General features: G+C 36.6%; 30 protein-coding genes. All 30 read right to left on the bottom strand.

Annotated elements, in window-relative coordinates; translation table 11 throughout:
• Positions 1 to 45 precede the first annotated feature (45 nt).
• The 30 genes from acear_RS08960 to acear_RS12960 all read right to left on the bottom strand — a co-directional run bounded on the left by acear_RS08960 (position 46) and on the right by acear_RS12960 (position 25,301).
• Complete coding sequence (locus acear_RS08960) at positions 46 to 471, bottom strand: Asp23/Gls24 family envelope stress response protein (RefSeq protein ID WP_041667684.1); 426 nt, start codon at positions 469 to 471, stop codon at positions 46 to 48.
• 73 nt (positions 472 to 544) lie between these two features.
• Positions 545 to 1,897 (bottom strand): acetyl-CoA carboxylase biotin carboxylase subunit, encoded by a 1,353-nt coding sequence (gene accC / locus acear_RS08965; RefSeq protein ID WP_013278693.1) that lies wholly within the window; start codon positions 1,895 to 1,897, stop codon positions 545 to 547.
• A gap of 48 nt (positions 1,898 to 1,945) precedes the next feature.
• Positions 1,946 to 3,811, bottom strand: a complete 1,866-nt coding sequence (accB, locus tag acear_RS08970) for an acetyl-CoA carboxylase biotin carboxyl carrier protein (protein ID WP_013278694.1) — start codon at positions 3,809 to 3,811, stop codon at positions 1,946 to 1,948.
• Positions 3,812 to 3,989: 178 nt separating this feature from the next.
• Entirely contained in the window at positions 3,990 to 4,592 is a 603-nt protein-coding gene (locus acear_RS08975; protein WP_013278695.1) for a SpoIIIAH-like family protein, read from the bottom strand.
• 8 nt (positions 4,593 to 4,600) lie between these two features.
• Positions 4,601 to 5,215 carry a sporulation stage III protein AG gene (locus tag acear_RS12200; RefSeq protein WP_013278696.1) on the bottom strand — a complete coding sequence of 205 codons (615 nt, stop codon included), beginning with the start codon at positions 5,213 to 5,215 and terminating at the stop codon, positions 4,601 to 4,603.
• Positions 5,216 to 5,235: 20 nt separating this feature from the next.
• Positions 5,236 to 5,853, bottom strand: a complete 618-nt coding sequence (spoIIIAF, locus tag acear_RS08985; protein ID WP_013278697.1) for a stage III sporulation protein AF — start codon at positions 5,851 to 5,853, stop codon at positions 5,236 to 5,238.
• 5 nt (positions 5,854 to 5,858) lie between these two features.
• Positions 5,859 to 7,070, bottom strand: a complete 1,212-nt coding sequence (gene spoIIIAE / locus acear_RS08990) for a stage III sporulation protein AE (protein ID WP_013278698.1) — start codon at positions 7,068 to 7,070, stop codon at positions 5,859 to 5,861.
• Between the two features lie 33 nt (positions 7,071 to 7,103).
• Complete coding sequence (gene spoIIIAD / locus acear_RS08995) at positions 7,104 to 7,490, bottom strand: stage III sporulation protein AD (RefSeq protein WP_013278699.1); 387 nt, start codon at positions 7,488 to 7,490, stop codon at positions 7,104 to 7,106.
• 14 nt (positions 7,491 to 7,504) lie between these two features.
• Complete coding sequence (spoIIIAC, locus tag acear_RS09000) at positions 7,505 to 7,699, bottom strand: stage III sporulation protein AC (RefSeq protein ID WP_013278700.1); 195 nt, start codon at positions 7,697 to 7,699, stop codon at positions 7,505 to 7,507.
• Between the two features lie 23 nt (positions 7,700 to 7,722).
• A complete protein-coding gene (gene spoIIIAB / locus acear_RS09005; protein WP_013278701.1) occupies positions 7,723 to 8,241 on the bottom strand; it encodes a stage III sporulation protein SpoIIIAB in 519 nt (172 codons plus the stop codon).
• Positions 8,238 to 9,230, bottom strand: coding sequence for a stage III sporulation protein AA (spoIIIAA, locus tag acear_RS09010; RefSeq protein WP_013278702.1), 993 nt, complete (start codon positions 9,228 to 9,230; stop codon positions 8,238 to 8,240). The genes spoIIIAB and spoIIIAA overlap by 4 nt, the downstream gene beginning before the upstream one ends.
• 353 nt (positions 9,231 to 9,583) lie before the next feature.
• The gene (efp, locus tag acear_RS09015; RefSeq protein ID WP_013278703.1) at positions 9,584 to 10,144 is read right to left on the bottom strand and encodes an elongation factor P; all 561 of its coding nucleotides are present in this window, start codon (positions 10,142 to 10,144) and stop codon (positions 9,584 to 9,586) included.
• 83 nt (positions 10,145 to 10,227) lie between these two features.
• Positions 10,228 to 11,298, bottom strand: coding sequence for a M24 family metallopeptidase (locus acear_RS09020; protein ID WP_013278704.1), 1,071 nt, complete (start codon positions 11,296 to 11,298; stop codon positions 10,228 to 10,230).
• Between the two features lie 15 nt (positions 11,299 to 11,313).
• Complete coding sequence (gene aroQ, locus acear_RS09025; RefSeq protein ID WP_013278705.1) at positions 11,314 to 11,739, bottom strand: type II 3-dehydroquinate dehydratase; 426 nt, start codon at positions 11,737 to 11,739, stop codon at positions 11,314 to 11,316.
• Between the two features lies 1 nt (position 11,740).
• A complete protein-coding gene (gene aroB / locus acear_RS09030; protein ID WP_013278706.1) occupies positions 11,741 to 12,835 on the bottom strand; it encodes a 3-dehydroquinate synthase in 1,095 nt (364 codons plus the stop codon).
• A 6-nt stretch (positions 12,836 to 12,841) separates the two neighbouring features.
• Positions 12,842 to 13,351, bottom strand: coding sequence for a shikimate kinase (locus tag acear_RS09035; RefSeq protein WP_013278707.1), 510 nt, complete (start codon positions 13,349 to 13,351; stop codon positions 12,842 to 12,844).
• Between the two features lie 5 nt (positions 13,352 to 13,356).
• The gene (aroC, locus tag acear_RS09040) at positions 13,357 to 14,559 is read right to left on the bottom strand and encodes a chorismate synthase (RefSeq protein WP_013278708.1); all 1,203 of its coding nucleotides are present in this window, start codon (positions 14,557 to 14,559) and stop codon (positions 13,357 to 13,359) included.
• Positions 14,560 to 14,674: 115 nt separating this feature from the next.
• Positions 14,675 to 15,961: a type II secretion system protein GspD gene (locus acear_RS09045; RefSeq protein WP_013278709.1), complete on the bottom strand. Its 1,287-nt coding sequence runs from the start codon at positions 15,959 to 15,961 to the stop codon at positions 14,675 to 14,677.
• A 3-nt stretch (positions 15,962 to 15,964) separates the two neighbouring features.
• Entirely contained in the window at positions 15,965 to 16,537 is a 573-nt protein-coding gene (locus acear_RS09050) for a hypothetical protein (RefSeq protein ID WP_013278710.1), read from the bottom strand.
• Positions 16,537 to 17,097: a type IV pilus inner membrane component PilO gene (locus acear_RS09055; protein ID WP_041667338.1), complete on the bottom strand. Its 561-nt coding sequence runs from the start codon at positions 17,095 to 17,097 to the stop codon at positions 16,537 to 16,539. Before acear_RS09055 ends, acear_RS09050 begins: the two co-directional genes overlap by 1 nt.
• Positions 17,084 to 17,659: a PilN domain-containing protein gene (locus tag acear_RS09060; protein WP_013278712.1), complete on the bottom strand. Its 576-nt coding sequence runs from the start codon at positions 17,657 to 17,659 to the stop codon at positions 17,084 to 17,086. Before acear_RS09060 ends, acear_RS09055 begins: the two co-directional genes overlap by 14 nt.
• Positions 17,652 to 18,710 (bottom strand): type IV pilus assembly protein PilM, encoded by a 1,059-nt coding sequence (pilM, locus tag acear_RS09065; protein WP_013278713.1) that lies wholly within the window; start codon positions 18,708 to 18,710, stop codon positions 17,652 to 17,654. The genes acear_RS09060 and pilM overlap by 8 nt, the downstream gene beginning before the upstream one ends.
• A 13-nt stretch (positions 18,711 to 18,723) precedes the next feature.
• Entirely contained in the window at positions 18,724 to 19,749 is a 1,026-nt protein-coding gene (locus acear_RS09070; protein WP_013278714.1) for a pilus assembly PilX N-terminal domain-containing protein, read from the bottom strand.
• Between the two features lie 14 nt (positions 19,750 to 19,763).
• Complete coding sequence (locus tag acear_RS09075) at positions 19,764 to 20,279, bottom strand: PilW family protein (protein ID WP_013278715.1); 516 nt, start codon at positions 20,277 to 20,279, stop codon at positions 19,764 to 19,766.
• A gap of 9 nt (positions 20,280 to 20,288) precedes the next feature.
• Positions 20,289 to 20,678 carry a type IV pilus modification PilV family protein gene (locus tag acear_RS09080; RefSeq protein ID WP_013278716.1) on the bottom strand — a complete coding sequence of 130 codons (390 nt, stop codon included), beginning with the start codon at positions 20,676 to 20,678 and terminating at the stop codon, positions 20,289 to 20,291.
• Positions 20,679 to 20,698: 20 nt separating this feature from the next.
• A complete protein-coding gene (locus acear_RS09085; RefSeq protein WP_013278717.1) occupies positions 20,699 to 21,169 on the bottom strand; it encodes a prepilin-type N-terminal cleavage/methylation domain-containing protein in 471 nt (156 codons plus the stop codon).
• A 17-nt stretch (positions 21,170 to 21,186) separates the two neighbouring features.
• Positions 21,187 to 21,951 carry a prepilin peptidase gene (locus acear_RS09090; protein WP_013278718.1) on the bottom strand — a complete coding sequence of 255 codons (765 nt, stop codon included), beginning with the start codon at positions 21,949 to 21,951 and terminating at the stop codon, positions 21,187 to 21,189.
• A gap of 38 nt (positions 21,952 to 21,989) precedes the next feature.
• The gene (locus acear_RS09095) at positions 21,990 to 23,771 is read right to left on the bottom strand and encodes an O-antigen ligase family protein (protein ID WP_013278719.1); all 1,782 of its coding nucleotides are present in this window, start codon (positions 23,769 to 23,771) and stop codon (positions 21,990 to 21,992) included.
• A gap of 706 nt (positions 23,772 to 24,477) precedes the next feature.
• Complete coding sequence (locus acear_RS12955) at positions 24,478 to 24,861, bottom strand: type IV pilin protein (protein WP_013278720.1); 384 nt, start codon at positions 24,859 to 24,861, stop codon at positions 24,478 to 24,480.
• 44 nt (positions 24,862 to 24,905) lie between these two features.
• Entirely contained in the window at positions 24,906 to 25,301 is a 396-nt protein-coding gene (locus acear_RS12960) for a competence type IV pilus major pilin ComGC (RefSeq protein WP_013278721.1), read from the bottom strand.
• Positions 25,302 to 25,320 lie beyond the last annotated feature (19 nt).

Raw genomic sequence — 25,320 nt, forward strand, 5'->3', positions numbered from 1 at the left:
TATAACTAACCCTCATTTATCAACCAAGGGTTAGTTATTGTTTCCTTACCTTACTCTATGTGTTGTTTCCTCTTTTTCCTCTTCTTCCGCTTCTTCCTCTTGTTCGTCACCAAAATCTACACCCTGAACATGTACATTAACCTCGACTACTGAAAGCCCAGTCATATCTTCAATTGCCTGCTTAACATTATCCTGAATCTCCCAGGCAACATCCGGAATTCTAATTCCGTATTCAGTAATCACATACAGATCAATAGCTGCTTCCTTTTCACCAACTTCTACTTTTACTCCTTTAGAAAGGTTCTTCTTACCCAGTATTTCTGCAATTCCGCCGGCAAATCCACCGCTCATACCTGCTACTCCTTCTACCTCAGTAGCAGCCAAACCGGCTATAATCCCGACTACTTCATTGGCAATTCTAACAGTTCCTACATCATTTTCAACCTTTTTCATTGCTTCCATATCATCCATATTATTCACAATTTCCACCCCCTGAAACTTTCCAGCCCCTCTTTCTAATTATTATAAACAGCAAGTAAATATTTTACTCTAACTCACCTATAATTCTACGTTGAATAAAGTTAGTATAGAATTCTCCTTGCTGAAAGAAAGCATTATTAAGAACCAGTTTATGGAACGGAATCGTTGTCTTAATTCCTGATATTTCAAACTCATCTAAGGCTCTTAGCATTCTCCGGCGGGCTTCTTCCCGGTCATTACCATGAGTAATTAATTTAGCTACCATAGAATCATAATGAGGTGGAATTAGATAACCGGGATAGGCACAACTGTCAATTCTGACTCCAAATCCACCAGGAATTATATATTCTTCTAACTGACCCGGAGACGGTCTAAAGTCCTTATCAGGATCTTCAGCATTGATTCTACACTCAATTGCTGCTCCATTAATCTCAATATCTTCCTGAGTGTATCCCAGTTCTTTTCCACTGGCTATTCTAATCTGTTCTTTAATTAGGTCAATTCCTGTAACAAGTTCTGTGACTGGATGTTCTACCTGAATTCTAGTATTCATCTCAATAAAGTAATAGTTATTATGTTTATCAAGTAAAAACTCAACAGTTCCTGCATTAGCATAGTTAACAGCTTCAGCCGCTTTAACAGCTGCCTGCCCCATTTCCTCTCGTAAATCAACATCTAAAGCAGGAGAAGGGGCTTCCTCAATTACTTTCTGGTGGCGCCTCTGAATAGAACAGTCTCTCTCTCCTAAATGGACTACATTCCCATGTTCATCAGCAATAATCTGAAATTCAATATGGCGCGGTTCCTCAATATACTTTTCCAAATAGACCTCTGCATTTCCAAAAGCAGCTTCTGCTTCTGAACTGGCGGTCTGAATAGCCTGTTTCAAATCATCTTCATTCTGAGCAGTTCTCATTCCCCGGCCGCCTCCGCCAAATGCAGCCTTAACAATTACTGGATAGCCTATCTCATCTGCAGTCTCAACTGCTTCTTCAAGACCACTTAACCCTCCTTCAGTTCCTGGTACTACAGGAACACCAGCCTCAATCATAGTCTCTCGGGCTATAGACTTATCTCCCATCTGTTCCATACTTTCTGCTGAAGGACCAATAAACTTAATCCCGCAGGTCTCACATACCTCAGCAAAGTAAGCATTTTCAGATAAGAAACCATATCCAGGATGAATAGCATCTACGCCAGCCATATCAGCTACTGAAATAATACTGGGAATATTTAGATAACTCTTATTAGAAGATGGGGGGCCTAGACAATAAGTTTCATCAGCATGCTTCACATGTAAGGTTTCTTTGTCAGCTTCCGAATAAACAGCCACCGTTTTAATCCCTAGTTCTTTACAGGCACGAATAATACGTAATGCTATTTCTCCGCGATTAGCAACTAATATTTTATCAAACATTGATTACAACCTCCATTATCTTACGTCCATTACCAAATCAATTTCAATTTATAATTTTTCTACTAAAAATAACGGCTGCCCATATTCAATTGGTTCTGCATCTTCTACTAAGATATCCAGTATCTTTACTTTATCATCAGCTTCAATTTCATTCATTAATTTCATTGCTTCAATGATACAGAGTGTTTCTCCTTCTTCAACTACATCCCCTACCTCTACAAAAGGATCAGCATCAGGAGCTGGAGCCCGATAGAATGTTCCTACCATCGGTGCTTCAATAGTTTCACCCTCTTCAGCCTCAACTTCTTGGTCACTTGCAGTTGATTCGTCTGTTTTGACTGTTTGAGTATCATTATTCTGCGTCTGTGCTTCTTGCTGCACCTCAGCTGTATCTGCAGCTTCCTTAACTACAGTGCCGCCTTTCTTAATATTTACCTTAGTATCATCACTTTCTAAGTTAATCTCAGAAACATCAGTTTCATTCAAAATCTTAACTAATTCTTTAATTTCACCTAAATTCATTTCTTCTTCCTCCTCCTTAACTTCTTTATCTTCATCATCAACACCGAATATATCTTTCTCCTGTTTTCTTTCTTTCAAAAATTTCAGACCTACCTGTGGAAAGAGAGCATAGGACAGATAATCCTCTTCCTTCTCTGCATAGTGTTCTACCTCATCCTTGATATTATCCAGCATCGGATCCAATAAATCAGCCGGGCGACAGGTGATCGGCTCTTCATCTCCAATTGCTAATTCTTTAATCTCAGGATCTATCTCGGCTGGCGGCCTTCCATAGTAACCTCTGATATAGGATTTAACTTCATCAGGAATCACCTTATATCGCTCTTCTAATAAAACATTAAATACTGCTTGAACGCCTACTACCTGACTGGTAGGTGTTACTAATGGTGGATATCCTAATTCTTCTCTTACTTTTGGAATTTCATTTAATACATCATGAATTCTATCCAAAGAATTCTGATCCTCTAACTGCGAAACCAGATTAGAGATCATACCGCCTGGTACCTGATGAGAGAAAGTCTGCATATCAGTAATTCTAGTAACTCCTCTTTCAAATCCTCTCTCCCGTCTAACCTGTTCAAAGTAACGGTCGATATCAAATAAAGAATCAAGATCAAATTTATTATCATACTCAGTTTCACTAAAGATAGCTGTTATCGTCTCAACCGGTGGTTGAGAAGAACCAAAAGCCAGTGAAGCAGTAGCAGTGTCAACTACATCTGCTCCAGCCTCGATCGCCTTCAAATATGTTGATATCGCTAAACCACCAATATAATGACTATGTATCTGAATCGGAAGATCGACCTCTTCTTTAATTGCCGTTACTAAATCATAGGCCCTATATGGCTTTAGCAAGCCTGCCATATCCTTAATACATATTGAATCTGCTCCCATCTCCTGTAGAGTAACGGCAGTCTCTACATAATGTTCAATAGTATGAACCGGACTGACAGTATATACTACTGTCGCCTGAGCATGGGCTTCAGTCTCTTTTACCGCTTCTAAAGCCGTCCGCATATTCCGTACATCATTTAAAGCATCAAAGATACGGAAGATGTCTATCCCGTTCTCCTCTGCTTTCTGTACAAACTTCCTTACTACATCATCAGGATAATGCTTATAGCCTACTACATTCTGAGCTCTGAGCAGCATCTGTAAAGGAGTATTCTGGATATATTCATTCAGTAATCTCAATCTCTCCCAGGGATCTTCCTTTAGATACCGCATACAGACATCAAAGGTTGCCCCACCCCATACTTCCATCGAATGATAACCAACTTCATCTAATTTACTAACTATCGGCAGCATATCTTCTGTTCTCATTCTGGTAGCCCACAACGACTGATGGGCATCACGCAAAGTAGTATCTGTAACTCCAACTTTTTTTGTCACACTACTCCCTCCTCACAATCTTCTAAATATTAATTTCTTTAAATTAAATATAAATCCCTCTTTTTCAATTAATTTTTTACCAAAAATTAGATCTATAGAAAAACTCAGGTTATACCCACCTGAGTTTTATAATCTTATTTTATAATTATACATGCTTCATATTCATTTGTCAATTATATTAATACTTCTTCTCGATAATTGTTACATCTTCTATTTCTAATCCGGTAGTTTTAGCTACTATATCTCCAATTTTAGCTACATCCTTCTTTTCAAGCCCGCTATTGGAAGCAATAATTACATCTACCGAGTTCTGATGAAGAAATGAAATTGCATCCTGATAGTCACGAGCTCTAATAAGGCTTTCTATCTCCATTTCTTTTTCTAAATTATTAGTTATTTCTAATAATCTATTCTGTGCTTTGTTCTTCAACTCTTTATTGGAATTAGGATTATTGATCATCTCCCGCAGTAGATTTACCTGTTCACTTCTTATTTTATCTCTCTCTAATCGATACTCTATAAAGAAGTTTTCATCTTTCTTCTTGGTATCCTGGTCTGTTTTAGCTACATTAATTGCTTTCTGTTCTACTTTTTGCAGTTTCTTATCTAATTCCTCTGGTGTTTCAATCTCCATATTACTGACTTCTTTAGCTTGAGGCTTCTCTTCTTTGCTGATTGATGCCGAATCATCTACATTATAAACTACAATTGCCGATACCATCCCTACCCATAACATCAGAACCAACAACCAGATTAACTTCTTTCTAATAAAGATTGACATACTTCCACCTACCTTTTCATTGGTAATACAACTATTCTATGTGCTCTAACGCCTAATCCTACCTTAACTGCCGAAATTAACTCTGCCTTAACCTGAGAAACTTCTGCTCCCTCAGCTACTACCATTACCCCTCTAACCTTTGGTTTAGTTTCTTTTTTAATTACAGCCTCTTCCTTGCCAGTATCAGTCCGAACAATGACTAGTTCCCGTTGTTTATCCACCTGCTCTGTCTTTTGCTGTCCGCCATTACTATCCTGTTGATCAGTAGTCTTTTGTGAAGTATTATAATCTCTGGCATATTCATATTCAGAACCTGTATCTAATGTTATATCAACTCTTACTCTGCCTACACCTGAAATATCAGATAAAATTTTAGCTAATTTTCTTTCCATCTCTGCTTCTGTATCTAACTGCTGAGAAGAAATTGTCTGCTTAGCTTCAGTTTCTGATTCATTTTGGGATATCATCTGGGATGGATTTGAATCGATTAATTTTCCTGAAACCAACAGCAAAAATCCAATTACTCCTAAAATAGTTATCCTCCAGACTAATTTACGATTATTTTCATTTACCATCCCCGCAAATAACTGCTTAATTCTTTCCTTCCATCCATTATTAGCCACTATTGATCCCTCCAGATTAGTCAGTCTCTTTTTATTATAATCTGTTCATGACTGAGGTTATAAAAATTAGCTAACTGCTTCTTTATCTGCTGGTTAACTTCCAAGGACTGTTTCTGATTGGCTTCTCTGCTTTCCTGTTGAGATTCATTATTTATCTCTATATCATCAACCTTAATTTCCTGTTCAATTTCAGGCTGATCTCTATTTTCATTCTGCTGTAACTTGATTATTATCTTTTCAATCTTATTATCCGGCCTCAACTTAACCTTCACAGAACTTTTCGGTAGCTCATTATTAAAGGATAATAAAGCAGCAATTTGTTTAGATAATTGACGTTTATAATCACTGCGTGCCTTCTGCTGACTAATATTTCTAAGCTCTTTACCTTGCTCCATTATCTCTGATTTATTCATTTGGCTTTCTTCTTCTACTGTCAATAAGTCTGTAATCTGTTGGAAGTTGTAATTGTTATTGAATAGATTTAGAATTGGATTCAAGATTGCTATTACTATAAAAAGTCCTAATACTACCCGGGTATACTTCTCTAATTCACTCTCCGGAAGTAATAATTCTATAAATGACGTTAAAAGCAGAATAACTACTATATTCCTAATCCAGGCTACAAGATAGGCTATCATCTACTTCACCTCAACATAACTGACATATTTGCAACTCCAACTATGATTGTGACCATAATGAAGAACATCATAGCCACTGATAATACTGATGCAAAGACTAAGATCAAACTACTGCTTAAATCATTTAAACAGGCCACTATCTTTGAATCACTGATCGGCTGAATAACTGCCCGGGCAAATTTATAAACGAAGATTAAAGCTGCAATCTTAATTACTGAAAAAGCACAGAAAAGAAAGATAATAATTACTCCTAAAATGCCTATTGCATTCTTAATTAAAAGTGAACCGCCGATGATCATATCTAATGCATCAGCAAACATACCGCCGATTACCGGAATAAAGGCTCCGCTTAAGTACTTTGCTGTTCTAATTGTTATACCATCGCCAACAGCTCCGGCTGCTCCCTGTACTACCATAACTCCAATAAAGATAGTTAAAAAACTACCTAATAGACTAATATTTACCTCTCGAATTAAATCTGCCAATCCTGATACATCGAAGTTATCAGAGATATTATTGACTATTGATAGAATAACTCCCAACAGAAGCAAAGGAAAAATAATATTCTTAATTAAAACACTTAATAGATTAACTGTTAAAAAAGTAATCGGTTGAAATAATGAAGCCGAAGTAACATTGCCTACAGCAACTAACAATGTCAATAGTGTCGGTAGAAGAGCCTGCATAAAGCTTACCATATTATCTATCGTCTCTTGTCCAATATTGAGTGCTACTTTAAAAGAATTGAGAGCAACAATTACTAATACAAGATAAATTATACTATTTACTAACCGGCTGATATTCTCTTCAGCAAATGAATTCTGAAAGCTTTTTAATACAGCTGAAATTACAGCTAAGATAATTAATTTACCCAATAGCTCTAGATTAACCACTATCTCTTTGAATAAGTACTCCAGCAATCCAGTAATAATACCTTTAAATTTAAAATCCATCTCTCCATTAGTAAATAAACTAATCATATCATCCAGGGTCAGTTTAGGCAGATATTCCCCAGCGTCGCGATTTAACTTCTCAATCTGTTTCTTTATTCGGCTGATATCCAAACGGTTCAACTGCTGCTTTACCAACTCTTCTTTTTTATTCTCAAGATTTTCTCGAATTTCACCTTGAGATTCAGCCTGAAGAGGTAAAATCAATATCTGACTAATTAATATTAGGACTATAAAAATTAAAATTATCTTCTTTCTGTTATTCATTTTCGCTCAATCACACCTTTATTTCCTATACTTCTAGGGCATTAACTGCATAATAGACTCCATGATGGCCAACATAATCGGAATTCCTAATACCATAATTAATACCTTGCCGGCAAACTCAATTTTAGAGGCAATAATCCCTTCGCCGGCATCACGACTGATAGCAGCACCAAATTCGGCAATATACGCAATCCCAATTACTTTTAGAATAGTATCCAGATAGACTAAATCAATTTCAGCTTTAAGAGCTAAATCACGTAATAGATCAATAATTGCCACGACTTTACTTAACATTAAAGCAAAGATTAAAATTCCTACTACTAAGCTCAACTGGAGAGCAATCTCCGGCTCTTCTCCCCGAATCAGAATAGCTAAAATAGTTGCTACCAGCCCAAGACCCACTATTTTAATTATTTCCATTACATGCCCCTCCGTTAGAAACCAAATATCTGTCTTACATTGGTAAATAAATCATTGATTAAACGAATCACCATCATTAAGACGATAATTACTCCTACTAAAGTCAGCATTTCTGCCTGTTCTTCTTTATTAGCCTGTTCTAAAACTATATTAAAGATTGAAATTAAGATCCCTAACCCAGCAATCTTAAATACTAAATCTACATTCATTGCTTCCGCTCCTTCCGGCTGAATCAATACAACAGAATTACAATCAACAGTCCTCCTAGAATTCCAAAGTACCTCCACTTCTTAACTCCACTTTTTTTAGCAGTTACTGAAGCCTCTTTGGCCTGTTTTAACTCCTTTTGTACCAACTGCAAATTCTTTTCCTGATGGGTACGGTCAGAATTGCCAAGATTATTACCGAAGTTCAGTAGAAATTCCTTATCCTCTATCATTAAGGCTGTATTCGGAAACACCTCCTCAACTGCTTCTTGCCAGGCCTGCCGGGCAGTAATTCCTATTTCAGATTTTAACTTCTCTTTACTAACTAAAAAAAAGTCTGCTGCTGGCGAATCAACTTTATTACCTACCTTTCCCATTGCTTCCGGCAGTGGAACAGCAGCATACATAATCTCTGCTTCCAATGCTTGAAAGGCTATCTGCAGCTGTTGTAGCTGTTTAGTCCGCTGAATTAACTGATCTGCTTTAAGAAATCCTAACCAGCTAGTAGCTCCAACTATCAGCAGGCTACCTGCTAATTTAATCATAGAATCTTCCTTTTTTCTGTCAGCCTACTTTTACTATCTTCTGCTTTGATTATCTCTTCGACTGTTCCTGGCCCCTGTCTGCGGCTTAAAATAATAAATTTCTTAAAGAAATTTTGGCCTAACAGCTTCTCTAAATTAGGCCGCTGTTTTATCTCTTTTAGATCACGACCGTGGACTGAAGTGACAATCTTAACTCCAGCATTAACAGCTTCACAGATAGCTTGGACATCTTGTCTACTACCTATTTCATCAGTCACAATCACTTCCGGAGACATGGCCCGAATTAATAGAATCATCCCCTGGGACTTAGGACAGTTAGCCAACAGATCTGTTCTAATTCCCAACTGATTTTGGACCACTCCTTGATAGCTTCCACCCAACTCTCCTCTTTCATCTACAACGCCGACTTTCAAGCCGGAAAAGTTTTGTTCCGGCAGTCCAGTACTCAACTGCCTAATTAAATCGCGCAGCAATGTGGTCTTACCACATTGAGGAGGTGATATAATCAATGTATTATATATGCTCTGGCTCTGGTCATTGGAAATTACTTCCCCAATTACCTCATCAGCAGCTCCAATTATTTCCTGAGAGATCCTAATATTTAAACCGGAAAAGTTTTTGATTAACTCAATCTCATCTAAATCGGAAACTACCTGACCTACAAAACCAACGCGGTGGCCGCCGGCTAATGTCAAATAGCCCTGCTGTAACTCTTCTTCTAGTGCATAAAGAGAATGCTGTGTCATTAGATTCATTGTTTCTTCAATATCCTGTTTAGTAGTATAGTAAGCACGTTTAAAATCTTTAGTAATTCGGCCGTTCTTAGTTATAATTGCTTCTTTATGATGTAAATTCAGTATTAAAGGCTGATCTGTTCTTAATCTAATCTCTTCTGTTTTACTTAAGATATCAGTATCAACCTGTCTTAATATCCTTCTTAATGTAGTAGCTAAAACTGGAAAGATCTCTTCTTTGATTCGTTCAATCATTACCTAATCACCTCTCAATAATACATATTAGGTTTCTGGTAAAAATATGAATAATAAATAAAATAAGGATACACTGGAAGATTCCAATGTATCCTTATAGCCTAAGCTGATATTTGCTTTTATTGAATTTTACTGCAGTGCATTATCCAGCCGGGGAAGTTTCACCTTTCTGAAACAACCCCGTTAGATATTGTTGATATATTTCAAAAAGCAACTTAAAGCAGCCCCAGATAAACGAATTATTAGCATATAAAGTAGAAGGACTAAGCTTACAGCTCTAAGTATAGCTTATTGCTGACTAATGAGGGCTGATTTTGGCAGCGTTTGAAATATATCAACTCTAAACTGTTTGATTAATTCACTCGCTCTATATATTCACCACTGCGAGTATCAATCTTGAGAATATCCCCCTCTTCAATAAACAGCGGCACCTTAACTTTAGCTCCTGTCTCTAACTCAACCTGCTTAGTACCACCGGAGACAGTATCTCCTTTAATTGCCGGCGGAGCAGAAGCAACAACCAATTCTACGGAGTTAGGTACCTGGACGCCAATAATTTTTTCTTCATAGACTTCAAGCTTAATCTCCTGATTCTCCTTTAAGTATTTAGTAGCAGCTCCTAATTTATCTTTCGTCAGGTCAACCTGTTCATAAGTATCATTATCCATAAAGACATATTTGTCACCATCACGGTAGAGATATTGATACGTTCTCGTTTCGATATAAGCCTGTTTTACCTTCTCCCCGGACTTAAATCGTTTAGTAGTAGTAGAACCTGTATCGACATTCTTTAACTCTGTCTGAATATAAGCTCCACCTTTACCCGGCTTAGTATGTTCGTAATCGATTACTTTATAGAGCTCTCCATCCAGTTCAATAGTTATTCCGGTACTGAAATCATTAGTTGAAATCAAAATTCTTTTACCTCCTTAAATAATTTTAAATCATTTTATGCTTTTCTAGACTATACTTATATTTCCCTTCATTTCTACTCGAATTAGACTCTAATTAGCTCTTTAGGAGCTTCTGTTATAACATTACATCCTTCCTCGGTAACTACTACTATATCCTCAATTCTGATTCCGCCCCAGCCGGAAAGATAGATCCCCGGCTCAACAGTAACGACCATTCCCGGTCTTAATTCTTCATCTTTCCCCTGGGCTAACCTTGGGCCTTCATGGACCTCAAGTCCTACTCCATGTCCCAAACCGTGGCCGAAGTTATCGCCATAACCAGCTTTAGTGATAACATCTCTAGCTACCTTATCTATTTCTGTTCCTGTCTTACCGGGTTCAATCGCCTTTATAGCTGCCAGTTGGGCCTCCAAGACTGTCTCATAGACTTCCTGCTGTTTTTCTGTCGGCTCGGATCCAACAATAATATTCCTAGTTAAATCAGAGTTATACTGTTGATAAACAGAGCCTAAATCAAAGGTTACTAACTCACCTGCTGCTATCTCTTTATCAGTAGCTACCCCATGGGGCATAGCTCCACGCTTACCGGAAGCAACAATAAAATCAAAGGCCTTTGCTGAAGCCCCCTTCTGTTTCATAAAGTATTCTAACTCCAGACTTACTTCCTTCTCGGTCATTTCCGGTTCAATATACTCGGTAATATGTAGAAAAGCATCATCAGCAATCTTAACTGCTTCTTGAATAGTATTTAACTCAGACTCATCTTTGATTATTCTAAGCTCTTTAACTACATCTTTAGTAGGTACTAATTCCAAAGAACCTAATTTCTTTTGATATTGCTGATACTGTTGATAACTCTCTTGCTGGGCTTCAAACCCCAGCCGTTCTACCTCTAATCTCTGTAATTCTTCTCTGATTGTCTCTATCTTAGGATTACCATGTTCAATTATTTTAAAATCAATAGCCTGATTTTCAGCCTGTTCTATGTATCTAAAATCAGTAATTAAGACTGCTTCTTGATCTGTAATTATAACTGTACCAGCTGTTCCTGTAAAACCGCTGAGATAATATTTGTTTTGTAGGTTATTGATCATTATTCCATCTAGGTCTAACTCAGTTAACTTCTCTCTCAATGCTGTAATCCGCTCTTCCATCTAATTAGCTCCTCCCTATAGATTAACCAAGGCCCGCAGTCCCAGGAGATAGCTGTCTATCCCTAAACCAGAGATCTGTCCCGCTGCCACTGAAGCAGTAACTGACTGCTGGCGAAACTCCTCCCGGGCATGGATATTACTTAAATGGACTTCTACTGTAGGTAACTCAACTCCGGCCAATGCATCGCGAATAGCAATACTGTAGTGAGTATAGGCAGCTGGATTAATTAAAATCCCATCAGCCTCTTCTTCTAGCGCCTGGTGAATGCGTTCTACTATCTCGCCTTCGCCGTTTAACTGCTCAATTATTAACTCCACTTCCAATTCAGCTGCCAGTTCCTCCAGCTGTTGATTGATATCAGCCAGAGTTAATCTTCCATAGACTTCCGGTTCCCGTTTCCCTAATAGATTTAAATTGGGACCATGTAATACTAAATACATACTATCCCTCCTGCTGGTCTTCGAGCACTTCTGTTATTAAGTCTTTTGCTATTCCGCTGACTATCTCTACTTCACCGATTTGATTAGGCAGTATATACCTCACCTGACCATCCTGCACCTTTTTATCCTGTCTGGTTTTAGCAATTATATTATCTATCTTGAAATTATCAAAAGTAGTCGGTAATCCTAAACTAGAAATTAATTTCTGCTGTTTTTGAACCTCAGTTTCAGTTACCATCTCTAATTTATGGGCTAACTTAACAGCACTAACCATTCCAACAGCTACTGCTTCGCCGTGGCGGTACTTGCCATAACCGGCCAAGGCCTCTACAGCATGGCCGATTGTATGGCCGTAATTCAGAATAGCCCTTAAGCCCTTCTCTTTCTCATCCTCACCAACTATCTCAGCCTTAATTTGGCAGGATCGCTGAATTACTTTAGTCAATACTTCAAAATCTAAGTCTCTAATTGCTTTCGAATTAACCTGTAGATAATTAAAGAAGTTATTATCCCAGATAACTCCATACTTAATTACTTCTGCTAAACCTGACTTGACATCCCGCTCCTCTAGAGTAGTCAGAACCTCTAAATCAATGATTACTCCCTCCGGCTGATAGAAGGCACCGATTAAATTCTTGCCTGCTTCATGATTGACAGCTACTTTGCCGCCGACACTGCTGTCTACCTGGGCCAATAAGGTAGTCGGCACCTGTACTAAAGGAATTCCGCGCATATAGGTAGCTGCAATAAAGCCGGCTAAATCACCGACTACCCCGCCGCCAAAAGCAACAACGGCTGAACTACGTTCCAGTCCAAAGTCTACTGCTTCATCATAAAGCTCTTTTGCCCTATCTAAGCTCTTGGAAGTCTCTCCTTCAGGCACTGCTGTCAGGCGAAATTCAAAATTAGACTGTTGTAAATTAGCTTCGATATCTGCTCCGTAGAGCTCCTTTACCCGTTCATCAGTAATAACTAACAGCTTCGTTCCGGTTTTAATGCCGGCTTCAGCCAAATGTTGATCTAAGCTTGATAAGAGTCCTGTTCCAATCTTGATCCTATAACTCCGCTCTCCTAAGTCTACTCCTACTTGCTCCATACTGATCTACCCACCTTCATTGCTTATAATCTTTTCAATTTCAGCTACTACTTCTGCAACTGACATCTGAGAAGTATCAATCTTATACTCCGTAATATCATAATACTCTCTTCTATCCGCCAGCATCTCTTTGATCTTTTCTAGCGGCTCTGGCACTTCAAGCAGCGGCCGATCGCTATCCTTTACCCGGTCGAGAATCACTTCTGGCTCTGCCGTTAAAAGAATAATAGTTCCTTTCTTCCGCAGCTGCTCTATATTTTCTTGCCTCAGTACTACTCCGCCGCCAGTTGAGATAACCAATCTCTGCTGTCGGCTCAGATCTGTAATTACTTCTGTTTCTAAATCACGAAAATACTCCTCGCCGTACTCAGCAAAGATACTGCTTATCTCCCGGCCGGCTCTCTCTTCGATAACCTCATCAGAATCAACAAATTCTAACTCCAATCTCTCTGATAAATGCTGACCTACTGTACTCTTGCCCGTACCCATAAAACCGATTAAGACTATATTATCCATTTTAATTACCTTTCTTTTAAAGAGTGAATATAATTTTTATAGTTCCGCTTTATTTCAGCCATGCTGTCGCCGCCGAACTTCTCCAGCCAGGCTTTGGCTAATTCAATAGCCACTACTGCTTCTCCAACTACTCCTGCCGCCGGCACAGCAGTAACATCAGAGCGCTCTACGCTGGCTTTAAACTCCTCTTTTGTCTCTAAATCGACTGACTCTAACGGTTTATAGAGAGTAGGTATCGGCTTCATAGCTGCTTTTAATCTTAAAGACTCTCCATTGGTCATTCCACCTTCTATACCGCCGGCATTATTGCTCTGATGCTGAAACCGACCGTCCTGATAATAGATTTCATCATGGACTTTAGACCCTGGCTTATCAGCAGCTGCAAAGCCTAAACCGACTTCTACTCCTTTGATGGCCTGAATACTCATTAAGGCCTGAGCTAAACGGCCGTCCAATTTACGATCCCACTGAACATGGCTGCCTAAACCGACAGGTAATGGCGTTGTTACTACTTCAAAGACACCACCTAAAGAATCGCCGGCCTTCTTAGCCTGCTTAATCTCTTCAATCATCTCTTCCTCTGCCTGCTCATCAAGCGTCCTAACTGGAGAATTATCTACCTGATTCTCTATTTCTAAAAAGCTCAGCCCCTGCTTCTCTGCTTCAATCGGGCCTAACTGGACTACATGACTGATAACTTTAATCCCAAACTCTTTAAGCAGTTTCTTAGCTACTGCCCCTACAGCTACACGGGCTGCTGTCTCCCGGGCACTGGCTCTTTCTAAGATATTTCTGATATCTCCCTGATCATACTTTAAGCTACCTGCCAGGTCAGCATGGCCCGGGCGGGGTTTTGTTACTTTAGGAGTAACCTCCTTTACTTTCTCATCCTTCTCAATAACTACTTTCTCTTTCTCATAACCGCCGTCACCTGCAGGCGACATTATCTCCTGCCAGTTAATCCAGTCCTTATTCTTGATCTGAAATGTAACCGGACTACCCAGCGTCTGATTGGCCCTAATACCGGATAGAATGTCAACCGTATCATTCTCCAGTTCCATTCTACCGCCGCGGCCATAACCGCCCTGCCGGCGGGCCAATTCGCGGTTTATATCTTCAGGCTCAATCTCCAAATTAGCCGGTAGCCCTTCAATTACTGCTGTTACTGCTTTACCATGTGATTCACCAGCAGTTAAATATCTTAACATCTTATCAACTCCTCATAAGTGAAATTTGTATTATACCTTCTTCCAATCTATCCATTATCCTGCATTCAGACAAAAATAAGCCTTTCACATTCAATCAGGGCTCTCTACAGGACTATTATTGATCTTTTTTGTCTTTACTATGAATCGAGGCCGAAAAATCCTTCTCTTCCTCATCAGCCTGTCCATTATCCTCGATAATTCGAGGGGTAATAAAGATAACCAATTCTCGTTTTTCTTTTGTGGTCCTTCTACTTTTAAATAATTCACCAAAAATTGGAACATCCCCAAATAAGGGTACTTTAGATAATTGATTAATTTCTTTTTCTGAAATCAAACCACCAATAACTATAGTTTCGCCATTTTTAACTATAATATTAGTTTCAACCTTTTTAGTATTAATAACTGGATATGACCCTTCCCAATGATCAACTTCACTAACTTCTGGTTTAATATTCATTCTTATCTGATTATTATTAATTCTAGGAGTTATTTTTAACACTGTTCCTACATCTCTAAAACTAATATTAGTACTGGTTTGCCCATCATCATCTTTTTCAGATTTTAATATTGGAACTTCTTGTCCCATATTAATTACTGCTTCTTTACCATCAATTGTAGCTATACGTGGATTAGCCAGAGTCGTTGAATCATCTGTCGACTTTAAAGCTCTTATAATAGCAGTATAATTCATAGATACGTCACCAATTTCTAAAATACCAGATCCGCCATTTTCTATATCAGTATCACTTATCTGTTCTCCTTTATTATCACCTCTATTCTTAGCAAAACTCCAATTTATTCCTAAATCCTTTAATTTATCATAAGATACATCTTCTATTCTAGCTTCTATAATAACTTGTTTTTGTAGATGGTCAAGTTGTTCAATTATATTGCCTATTTCTTTTAACTTGTTAGGATAAGCAGTAACTATTAAACTCTTCGTTCTTTCATTAATTCCAATTGCTTTATTTTTTATCAACAAACTTAGATTTTCTTTAACTTTTTCAGGATCAGAATTTTCAAGTTTAAAAATTTTAGTTTTTTTCTTTTCAAAGTTTGATTTCAATTTTTCTGACGAACCTACTATTACAACCCCATCCAAAACTCGATAAGACAAACTATTAGTTTTAGTTATAAGGTTCATAGCTTTTAGAAAAGAAACATCCTTTAACTTAACTGTAACCTTACCTTCAACAGAGCTATCAGCAATTATATTAACCCCCGATACATCAGCTAAAGCTCGAAATGCATCCTTGAGATCAACATCCCTGAGATTTAAATCTATCTGTTGATCACTTTCAGGCATCTTCTCGGCAACAGCTGCCGAAGACAGAAGTACTATAACAAGAATCAAGTAGATAATAATAGCTACTTTTGATGGATTATTATATCTTAAGTTCATGATTTAACCTCCAAATTCATAACTAAAGTCCCGGTTCTGCTTAGTGATGATTACTTTATTATCTGTGATTGATTTTATCTTTAATTCTTGAATTTCTTCTTTAACTCGAACAATATATACTTCTGTTTCTGAGCTTCCCAACCTGATAATAGCCCGTTTAACTTTTTGATTACCGAGAATGCCTAAAACTGTAATATCCGGTTTTATAATTTCAGGCTTATCTACTGTAGAGCTATCCTGTTTACTAGCAACTGATTTATCAACTACCTTTTTAGTCAGCAGCGATCGAAATGGATTAGTATTACTCTGATTATTATAAGAAAATAATACATTAGATTGATTACTGCCATTAGTTATCTCCTGTAGATCTTCATCCAGACCTGCCTCTATATCTTGAACCTTAACTATCCTGGCTATTTCCTCTTTAAAGTTCTCTATATCCTGTTTAGTATTGATTAAATCAAGGGCTTGATAGGTTATAAAACCGCTACATCCTACTGATAATAAAATACTAGCAAAAATCAATACCAGCTTAGTTTTGATAAAGGAAGAGCTAAATAAGTTATTAAACTGCACTATCTATCACCACTTTTCTGTTCCAGAGCATAACCAATTATTCTCATTTCAACTTGAATCCTATCAGTAGGAGCTAATTTAGATGAAATATTTAAATTCTGAATTCGAATTAGATAATCCAGTTCTACTATTTTATTTACAAAATCTATGATGTTATTATAAGTTCCCTCTAGATTAACCTTAACCGGATACTGAATATAGATATCATCTTTAATCGATTCTGCTGGACCAGTAGATAACAGCTCAACTCCTGTCTGATCAGCTAAATTGCCTAAATCTACAATTAATCTTGAATCATCTCCTATCTCCAGAAAATTACCTTCTTTTTCTTGCAGCTGCTGTTGAAGTAATTCATACTTCTGTTTTAGTTCCTTCTTTTTCTCCAATACCTTGCTTTCAACCCGCAACTCATTAAGCTTCTGTTCTACTTGCTGTTTGACTTCAGCCAATCTTTTGACCTGCGGCTGATAAATATAATAATAATATCCGACACTCAAAATCACTATTAATCCAATCAGTATTAATTTCTGTTCTCTCGAACTTAAGTTACTCCATTCCATTATTATCACCAACATTCGCTCTTAACTTACCGCTTATCTGATAATGAATGGTGTTCTGATCTTCATAACCGTTTAAGACAAGCTTCTTTTGGGTTGAAGAATCAATCGAAACATCATTAAAGTAACTGGAAGTCTTTAATTTCTCAATCATTATCTCCAGTTGTTGATTATTCAAAGTATATCCGGTGATCTTAAATGACTGATGACTGACTACTTTAAATTCTTTAATCCAGCTTTCATCAGAAATTACCTGCTGTAATTCTCTTAAAACAGCACTCCAATCTACCTTTTCTCCTACTATCTTTTTCCGGTTATGGAGCCTAGTCTTTAAGCTTTGGTATTCCTTCTGTAACTTATTCAGTCCCTGACTCTTATCTTTAAGCTTATCTAACTCTCTATCAATCAACTCTAATTTTGCTTCTGCTCTTTTAATCTCCAGACTTAATTTAATATAATAAGAAAGCGGTATTAATAATAAAGTAAAGATTAGGACTCCGATCAAGATCTTATCTATATTCAATTTTCTTTTTTCTTTATATTCGGAAGGCAACAGATTAATCATTTCCCTTTACCTCCCTTAATCCCAGTCCAATTCCAACACTTAAAAACGGCATCACTTCTAATAATTCACTGCGGGAAAGTCCCTCTACTTTTGATTCTATACTTGAAATTAAATCTAACTTTTCTGTTGTTACTTCAAATTCATTCTCCAGATGAGAAATAAATCCGGTTAATTTGCTCTCGCCGCCGGTTAAGACTAATTGGTCCACATTATAATCCTTATACTGTACCTGAAAGTAATCAAGCGATCTATAGATAGCTGTCGTTAAATTTCTGATCAAGACATTTAGTTTTGCATCTTCAAACAAATTATTATTTCGTTTGTACTCTTCGGCTTCTTCGAAACTTAAATCATAATTTTCCATTATCTCTTCAGTAATCTCATCTCCGGCCATTCTTATAGTTCTAGTAAAGATTAATTCACCATTCCCAAAAATCGAAACATCAGTGGTACCAGCACCGATATCTATTAAACCGATAGTTTGAGTAGGGTATAGCTGGTGTACTACTCTAGCAGCTGCTGTAGGTTCTATCTCAATAGCTGCTAGCTTAAGCCCTAAATTCGCAAAGAGATCTATGTATCTATCGATTAAATCCTTAGCTACAGCCACTAACATCAATTCATAACCGCCGTTAGGCTTTCTAGTAACAATTTCATAATCTAAAATGGCTTCATCTACTGAAATCGGAATCTGTTCCTGGGCCTCCCATCTGATTACTTCATCCAGCTCATCTTCCGGCATATTGGGCACTTCAACAGTTCTAATAATTACCTCTTCACCGCTAACAGCTGTCACTGCTTGATCTACTTGGAATTCATTATCTTCAAGTAAAGACTTTATCTGCTCCGACAGTGCATCTATATCTTTTAATTTACCTTCTTCTACAGCTTCAGAAGGTGTAGGCGTAATAGCTAGATTATTAAGCTGAATCTTATCTTGTTTAGACTCGACTTCTACTAACTTAATTAAGCTATCTCCGATATCCAGACCGATTATGTTATTGTTGAAGAAACTACTGAATTTATTTTTAAGCTTGTCCAATACTTTCATTGGTTCACCTCTTTCAATTCACTTCCTGCCAGCTTGTTATTTTTATACCAGATATATCACTAGGTACACCATTCTCTCTAGGAGATAAATAATTTATAGTTTGGTTCTTTTTATTTGTACTTATCTTAAATTTCACATTGCTTTCTGCTACACACTGGCCTTTAAAAGTAAATGGGCCATTTATTTCATCAGAATTTCCAGGACTTTCTTCCTTAGCATGTCCTTTAAATGTAACATTCCCCTCACTATATATATAAGTATTCTTTAGAGTTCCTTTCCCAGTTGTTTTATATTTAAAATTTCCTTTAATCATAAGAACTATATTATTTACCTCGTGAATATTATCCAATGTTAAATCATCATCAACAACTACAACAGGAAGATTATCTCCCTCAGAATAAGATACTTCTATATCATTTAAAGTTCCTTTCCCTTTAATATAAACTACCTCACCAGAATTTAAATCTAAATCTCCATTATATCCATCTGCTTTTTCTATTACATTTTTATCATTAATATAATCGTCATAAACATCATCATCTATAGCATCTAATTCATTAACCTGTTGTCCACTATTAGATAAATTAGAATTATCCTCCCCATTATTCCCATTACTTTCACTATTTTCATTTATAATAAAGTCTGTTCCATATATAAAAGGCTTTTCTGAATACACATTAACAAGAGCAATAGTAGCTTTTATTTTTCTTTTAGCATTATTTTCTGCTTTTCCTTTAACAATTATTTTGAATTCATTTTCATCCTTTACTATCTCTAAATATTCACATGTAGAATTAGCAATATTAAAATCACTCAATTTCCCTTTTAATTCATCTTCAGTAATAGTGAAATTTATTTCATTTATGACTTTTTCAATTCCAGCTTCTGCTGTATAAAGAGCTTGAACTCTATCTATATTATAGGTGTTTATCTTAATTTCATTATTTAACATATATGAAGAAGCAGTAACCATAGTCATTAAAACAGTAATTGTTAATAAAGCCAAAAAAATTACTGATCCCTGCTCATTTTTACACATTTCTTCACCTCACTTCAATTTCGAAGATAAACTTTGTTAATCAAATTATAAGTTTTGTCTTCAACTTCTAAAACTAACTTTATTTTTATTAATTCTTTATCTTCTTTAGCTATCTCACAATCATCACTTGAATCAATATAATTAAAAACATCAGAATTAGATATTATTTTTTGTGTAATAGGTTTATGAGATGACCAATCTGCTTCTTTCTCTTTGAGCACACCATCTTCTACTAAGTATTCCAAATATTCATTTCCTGAATCATCTTTTAAAGTTAACCTAACTCCATTATTTGTTTGAGTTCCAGAACCATCTTTTATTATTGCTTGAGATGCTTTACGAATCTCTGGAGATAATCTCAACATTATTCCTCTACCTCTCTGTTGGAGGTCTACCTGCTGTTGATTAAAGTTCCAGACTTTCACTCCAGTCAATAATACATTAGATATTGCAGTACTAACTACACCGATAATTGCTAATACAATTAAAACCTCAATTAAAGTAAAACCTTGATTTCTGCCACTTAACATATATATCAGTCACCTTTTTGCAATTAAAGTTTCTAACTTTACTAACTCATCATCATTCCAATGAACAATCACTGTTATTTCTTTTATTTTATCATCCGGATCCCCATTAACTTCTATATTGAAATTAGGATAATCATCTTCTCCATCGCCATCAATATCAATTTTGTCATGATTTTTAATACTATCTGGCAAATCAACGAAATCTTTGCTCTTAAGCTTTTCCATCTTCTGCTGTGCTAAATTCAAGGCTATACTCTTCTTTTCAGTCTCACTTACCATTCTAGTACTGCTTACAAAGTAACCTAAAATTGGAACCAGAGCAATAAATAATAGAGTAATCCCTACCATAACTTCAATTAGACTCATTCCTTCTTCCCATTGATGAAGTTGAAATAACATTGTACTCCCTCCAACATATATCACATATCAATCCAATTCTTTAACTCCTCATCCCATGCCTTAACTGAAATACGGCCTGTAACTGAATAGACATATATTCTATATTTTTCACCATTGCTGTTTTTCAGTCTTACCTCTCCATAGTCTGCTGTTCCTTCAGGAAGAAAGTGAATTCTATTTGACTCATAAATATCTATTCCTGTATTAGAATCTTTAGTTTCAAATTCTTTATCATCACTATACCGAAAAAGTGTATATGTCTCGTTAGCTGTACTAAATTTAACCCCATATTTTTCTTGTTTAAAGACAGTCCATTGTTTTGCTTTATTAAGCATAGATACTATTGAACTAACCTCTGTCTTCAACCGATAATTGGCCAATACATCCCTAATTCCAAAAGCACCAACTCCAGCCAAAACTCCGATAATACTGACAACTACCAACACTTCAAGCAAAGTAAATCCTGCTTTCCTCTCGGCTATTCCTTTCATTACTTTCAACCCCGCTATTACAAATTCAGCATTCCAAACTTATATGATAGATACCAATCCATAATGACCTGTCCATATAGAATCATCAACAAATTCCCCAATGCTAATAACGGACCAAAAGGAACTCTATCCTTTCTACTCTTAACTCCCAATCCAATTAAAGCTAGTCCAATAACAGAACCAACAATAGAACCGATAAAGATGCTTATCAATGTATATTTCGCTCCTAGATAAGTTCCTATCATAGCTATAAACTTGACATCTCCCATGCCCAATCCGCCCTTAGTGATAACTGCAATTAATAATAAGAATCCTGCCGGTATCACTAAGCCCAATAAAGCTGATCTGATAGTTATGTGCTTAAATAATAAGCTGAGTATAAGTCCAGTAATAATTCCGAAATATGTGATGCGGTTAGGTATGATCTGATGTTTTAGATCAATAACAGCAGCAGTTAATAATAATGATGATAAGAATGCATAGATCATAAACTGGATACTGAAGTAATACTGTTGGAATAGCAATAAAAATATGATTCCAGTTAAAAATTCTACCAGCGGATACTGATAAGAAATCTTTGCTCCACAGTAACGACATCTACCTTTAGTCAGCAAGAAACTAACAATCGGAATCAAGTCAATTACTCCTAATTCTGTCTGACAGCTAGTACAGCGAGAACGCGGAAAGATTATTGATTTGTCTTCAGGTAATCGATAGATTATTACGTTTAAGAAGCTGCCTATTATAAGTCCGAAGATGAAGATTACAGCATTTACTATCATTACTCAGCCCTCCATCCATCTACAAATAATTATTTCTTCTAGACTAACTCTTCCTTCAACTTCATATTAACGCTAATTCCAATTCCAAATAGAATCCAGAAGACTGGGGCCACTGAAATAACGCTGTCATTAAATAAACCTGCTATAGCATAGGCTAAAAAAGCTCCAAAGATTCCCACTCCTACCTTCTTATAGAAGTTATCGAATCTTCCACCCCAGTATAACTTGATGCTAGAAAAGGAATAAACACCGAACACAGTCAGCAAAGCTATTAGCGAAATTACTCCTGTATTAATTCCAACCTGCAGATACATATTATGCGGCTTATCTACTATCTTTCTGGTGGTATTAAAGGCAATTAACTTACCGACATTATCATACTGCGGAAAATAAAGTCCATAAGTATCAGGACCATAACCGGTCAAGATTGTATCCTTTAACATCGGTAGCGATCTAGACCAGATATATCCGCGGTTCGAACCTAGATTCTCTCTACCTTCAAATCCCCACTTCTCAATCTGTCCTGTCTTATAGGCTTTGCCGGCAAATCCCATAATCCAGAATCCTCGCTCCGGTTTAGTTGTGATCTTAAAATCAACTTTTTTCTTCCCAAATTCAGATGAACCATACTCAAAATGCAGTAGCCCTTTATCAGGAAGTAACCTGAACTTATAAGCCTGATATTTACCATTCTTTAGCTTAATGATACCGCCATCTTTTTTTAGCTTATAATCAACTTTTTTGCCAGCTCCATCTCTAAACGCAAGAGAATTATCCTCTGTAAGATTAATCTGTAGTTTCTCTTCTTTAGTAATTATCGTTAATTGGTCCTTGTTAATTGTAATGTCTTTGAATTCCCCTGTCTTCTTGCCAGCAGCTATCTTTACCTCTTGACCAAAGGAAAATACCTCTTTTACTAATCTACCGTCACCAGCATAGTTCATGCCGGTAAAGACAAGCATAAAACCGAGTGTTAGTACAGCTAAAGCTTTCCAATTTTTCTTCAATTCCCGGCGTAAAAGTATCACTAAAAAAACAATACTACAGAAACCGCCTACCATTCCCGCTCGGGAGAGAGAAGCTAACCAGCCAGCAAAGATTAGCAAACTGAAACAGCCTAACAATATTCTGATTTTCTTCTTTGCAGTCAGAGTATATAAAGTTAGAACCAGCGCCAACAGCATTCCGGTATAGCTGCCCATATAATTGGGATTGTAGAGAGTAGAAAAAGCATAATCAAATCTAGCACTTATATTATCTCCTATACTATGGAGACTCGACGGTAGAATAATCTCCTTTCCGAATACAGTAGTTAATGGATCAACTCCAAAGTACTGAAAGACCCCTATTGTTGATATCACTGCAGCAGAGAGCAATAATGAAAAGAGCAAAAACCTTATATCCGGCTTATATTCCACTAGATTGATCGTTACAAATAAAATTATCAAATATCCTAGAAGAACAAACATCCCTTCATAGCGGTCAGGAAAGCCCCATAAAGCCACCGAAGGAGAAGTAGAATAAATAGTTGAAATAATAATCAGGATTCCATAGATCTCCATGAATAAATAATAATAAGTCCTCTTTAGCTTTCTTCTTTTATAGTAATATACCACAAGTGAAATTACTGACGCTAAAACAGCAATCAAAAAAGCAATCATTTTGTAGTAAGAAAAGAAATCCAATTGCTGTGACCAGTAATCTTTTAAGATGCCATCAATCGAAATCTTTTTAGCATATACTATCAACGGCACTACTGCCAATATAAAAGCTATCGGAAGTAGATACTTAATATGGGACTTTTCTTTAGAGTATTCCATACTTATTCTCCTTACATAGTCTCAGTTCAAAAATAGAAGCAAAATGGTCTATCGATCACTCTTCTATAAATTTGGCTTTGCTACTTTTAAAAGAATATTGATATATTGTGTTACTTTCAAGAGATTGCAAATTATAGTCAACAAATCTCTTACGCTTGCCATTCGTTCAACGTCCTGTCTCACTCATTCTCGAAAACTGACTCTCCACCATAGCCAGCATACAGACCAATGCTGGCTATGGGATGAACTTATTGAGCAGAGAGATAATATTAATGCTCTGATTCAAAAACAAGGAGCTAATTAATGCTCTGATTCAAAAACAAGGAGCTAAAATCAGTTTCTCTACAGCCTCCATGGTTCCGGGTCAGTTTTAAGAGTCTCTCTGGACACATATTGACTATTGATAATAGAATATATTACTGTGGTTATAACACATAAATTTCATTGATCTGGTTTTAAACGCTTCCTCAGATAATTTTGCACAATTAGTTGATATCTTGCAACAAGCGACTTTAAAGCAGCCCCAGAAGAGAATATAATTATCATATAAACTAGAATTTTAAAATGTAGCTATAAGGGTTAATTTACTGCTAATTGATTAGGGCTGATTTTTGGAGCGTTTGCAAGATATCAACTCTAAACTGCAACAATATGATTCTAATGCAAAAAGTATAATTTCTTAAGCAATAAAGTAATCCAACAGTTACTAGTCATCTGTAGTACTTATACCGCCAGGAGTGAGTGTAACTTCTACTCCGCCTACTGAAGTACTTATAGTATAATCATATTCACTATCAGCCTCAAAACTATAATTATCTAAGCCCTCAAACTCTACATATTCTGTAATTAAACTAACGCTCGTAGGATAAGAACCATTTTCAGCTTTATACATCTCTAAGCCCGTCTGAATATTCCGCAGGTCACTCTCTACGGCAGCAATTTTAGCTTTATCCTGAACTCCGCTAAATCGGGGAATAGCAATTCCGGCTAAAATACCCAACACTGAAATTACAATCATCAATTCAATTAATGTAAATCCCTCTTCTCCAGTACCAAAGTAATTTATCTTTTCTTGCCACTTGTTGAACATTTACCTCACTCCTTGGTTAATATAAGTTCTATCACAGCTTAATCTTAGTTTGTTCCTATACCACCTGGTGTAACAAATACAGTTTTGCCTCCAACCTCTTCTGAAGTTTCTATTTTATAATCTCCATTTCCATCATCATTAAATTCATAATTATTATTATAATAATCATCACTTTCAGCATCATCAATATAACCACTAAGACTAGTAATAGAATTAGGAGTAGTAGAATGTTCTGCAATATACATTTCAGCTGCTGTTTGCAGATTTCTTAAATCACTTTCTGCTGAAGCAATATCAGCCTTATCTGTCACTCCACTAAATCTAGGAATAGCAATTCCAGCCAGAACCCCCAACACAGCAATTACAATCATCAACTCAATCAACGTAAAACCGTCTTCCTCACTAACAAAACTCATTCTTCTTCTCAACTTAGAAATCATCATGATTCCTCCTCTTTAA

Origin of the sequence: Acetohalobium arabaticum DSM 5501 (assembly GCF_000144695.1) — a bacterium.
In the GTDB taxonomy this organism is placed as follows: domain Bacteria; phylum Bacillota; class Halanaerobiia; order Halobacteroidales; family Acetohalobiaceae; genus Acetohalobium; species Acetohalobium arabaticum.

What these genes read in the sequence shown, in the direction of transcription:
- acear_RS08960 (WP_041667684.1), bottom strand. Translation starts at nt 471, where the DNA reads ATGGATGATATGGAAGCAATGAAAAAGGTTGAAAATGATGTAGGAACT.
- accC (WP_013278693.1), bottom strand. Translation starts at nt 1,897, where the DNA reads ATGTTTGATAAAATATTAGTTGCTAATCGCGGAGAAATAGCATTACGT.
- acear_RS08975 (WP_013278695.1), bottom strand. Translation starts at nt 4,592, where the DNA reads ATGTCAATCTTTATTAGAAAGAAGTTAATCTGGTTGTTGGTTCTGATG.
- spoIIIAF (WP_013278697.1), bottom strand. Translation starts at nt 5,853, where the DNA reads ATGATAGCCTATCTTGTAGCCTGGATTAGGAATATAGTAGTTATTCTG.
- spoIIIAE (WP_013278698.1), bottom strand. Translation starts at nt 7,070, where the DNA reads ATGAATAACAGAAAGAAGATAATTTTAATTTTTATAGTCCTAATATTA.
- spoIIIAD (WP_013278699.1), bottom strand. Translation starts at nt 7,490, where the DNA reads ATGGAAATAATTAAAATAGTGGGTCTTGGGCTGGTAGCAACTATTTTA.
- spoIIIAC (WP_013278700.1), bottom strand. Translation starts at nt 7,699, where the DNA reads ATGAATGTAGATTTAGTATTTAAGATTGCTGGGTTAGGGATCTTAATT.
- spoIIIAB (WP_013278701.1), bottom strand. Translation starts at nt 8,241, where the DNA reads ATGATTAAATTAGCAGGTAGCCTGCTGATAGTTGGAGCTACTAGCTGG.
- spoIIIAA (WP_013278702.1), bottom strand. Translation starts at nt 9,230, where the DNA reads ATGATTGAACGAATCAAAGAAGAGATCTTTCCAGTTTTAGCTACTACA.
- acear_RS09020 (WP_013278704.1), bottom strand. Translation starts at nt 11,298, where the DNA reads ATGGAAGAGCGGATTACAGCATTGAGAGAGAAGTTAACTGAGTTAGAC.
- aroQ (WP_013278705.1), bottom strand. Translation starts at nt 11,739, where the DNA reads ATGTATTTAGTATTACATGGTCCCAATTTAAATCTATTAGGGAAACGG.
- aroB (WP_013278706.1), bottom strand. Translation starts at nt 12,835, where the DNA reads ATGGAGCAAGTAGGAGTAGACTTAGGAGAGCGGAGTTATAGGATCAAG.
- acear_RS09035 (WP_013278707.1), bottom strand. Translation starts at nt 13,351, where the DNA reads ATGGATAATATAGTCTTAATCGGTTTTATGGGTACGGGCAAGAGTACA.
- aroC (WP_013278708.1), bottom strand. Translation starts at nt 14,559, where the DNA reads ATGTTAAGATATTTAACTGCTGGTGAATCACATGGTAAAGCAGTAACA.
- acear_RS09045 (WP_013278709.1), bottom strand. Translation starts at nt 15,961, where the DNA reads ATGAACTTAAGATATAATAATCCATCAAAAGTAGCTATTATTATCTAC.
- acear_RS09055 (WP_041667338.1), bottom strand. Translation starts at nt 17,097, where the DNA reads ATGGAATGGAGTAACTTAAGTTCGAGAGAACAGAAATTAATACTGATT.
- acear_RS09060 (WP_013278712.1), bottom strand. Translation starts at nt 17,659, where the DNA reads ATGATTAATCTGTTGCCTTCCGAATATAAAGAAAAAAGAAAATTGAAT.
- pilM (WP_013278713.1), bottom strand. Translation starts at nt 18,710, where the DNA reads ATGAAAGTATTGGACAAGCTTAAAAATAAATTCAGTAGTTTCTTCAAC.
- acear_RS09070 (WP_013278714.1), bottom strand. Translation starts at nt 19,749, where the DNA reads ATGTGTAAAAATGAGCAGGGATCAGTAATTTTTTTGGCTTTATTAACA.
- acear_RS09075 (WP_013278715.1), bottom strand. Translation starts at nt 20,279, where the DNA reads ATGTTAAGTGGCAGAAATCAAGGTTTTACTTTAATTGAGGTTTTAATT.
- acear_RS09080 (WP_013278716.1), bottom strand. Translation starts at nt 20,678, where the DNA reads ATGTTATTTCAACTTCATCAATGGGAAGAAGGAATGAGTCTAATTGAA.
- acear_RS09085 (WP_013278717.1), bottom strand. Translation starts at nt 21,169, where the DNA reads ATGAAAGGAATAGCCGAGAGGAAAGCAGGATTTACTTTGCTTGAAGTG.
- acear_RS09090 (WP_013278718.1), bottom strand. Translation starts at nt 21,951, where the DNA reads ATGATAGTAAATGCTGTAATCTTCATCTTCGGACTTATAATAGGCAGC.
- acear_RS09095 (WP_013278719.1), bottom strand. Translation starts at nt 23,771, where the DNA reads ATGGAATACTCTAAAGAAAAGTCCCATATTAAGTATCTACTTCCGATA.
- acear_RS12955 (WP_013278720.1), bottom strand. Translation starts at nt 24,861, where the DNA reads ATGTTCAACAAGTGGCAAGAAAAGATAAATTACTTTGGTACTGGAGAA.
- acear_RS12960 (WP_013278721.1), bottom strand. Translation starts at nt 25,301, where the DNA reads ATGATTTCTAAGTTGAGAAGAAGAATGAGTTTTGTTAGTGAGGAAGAC.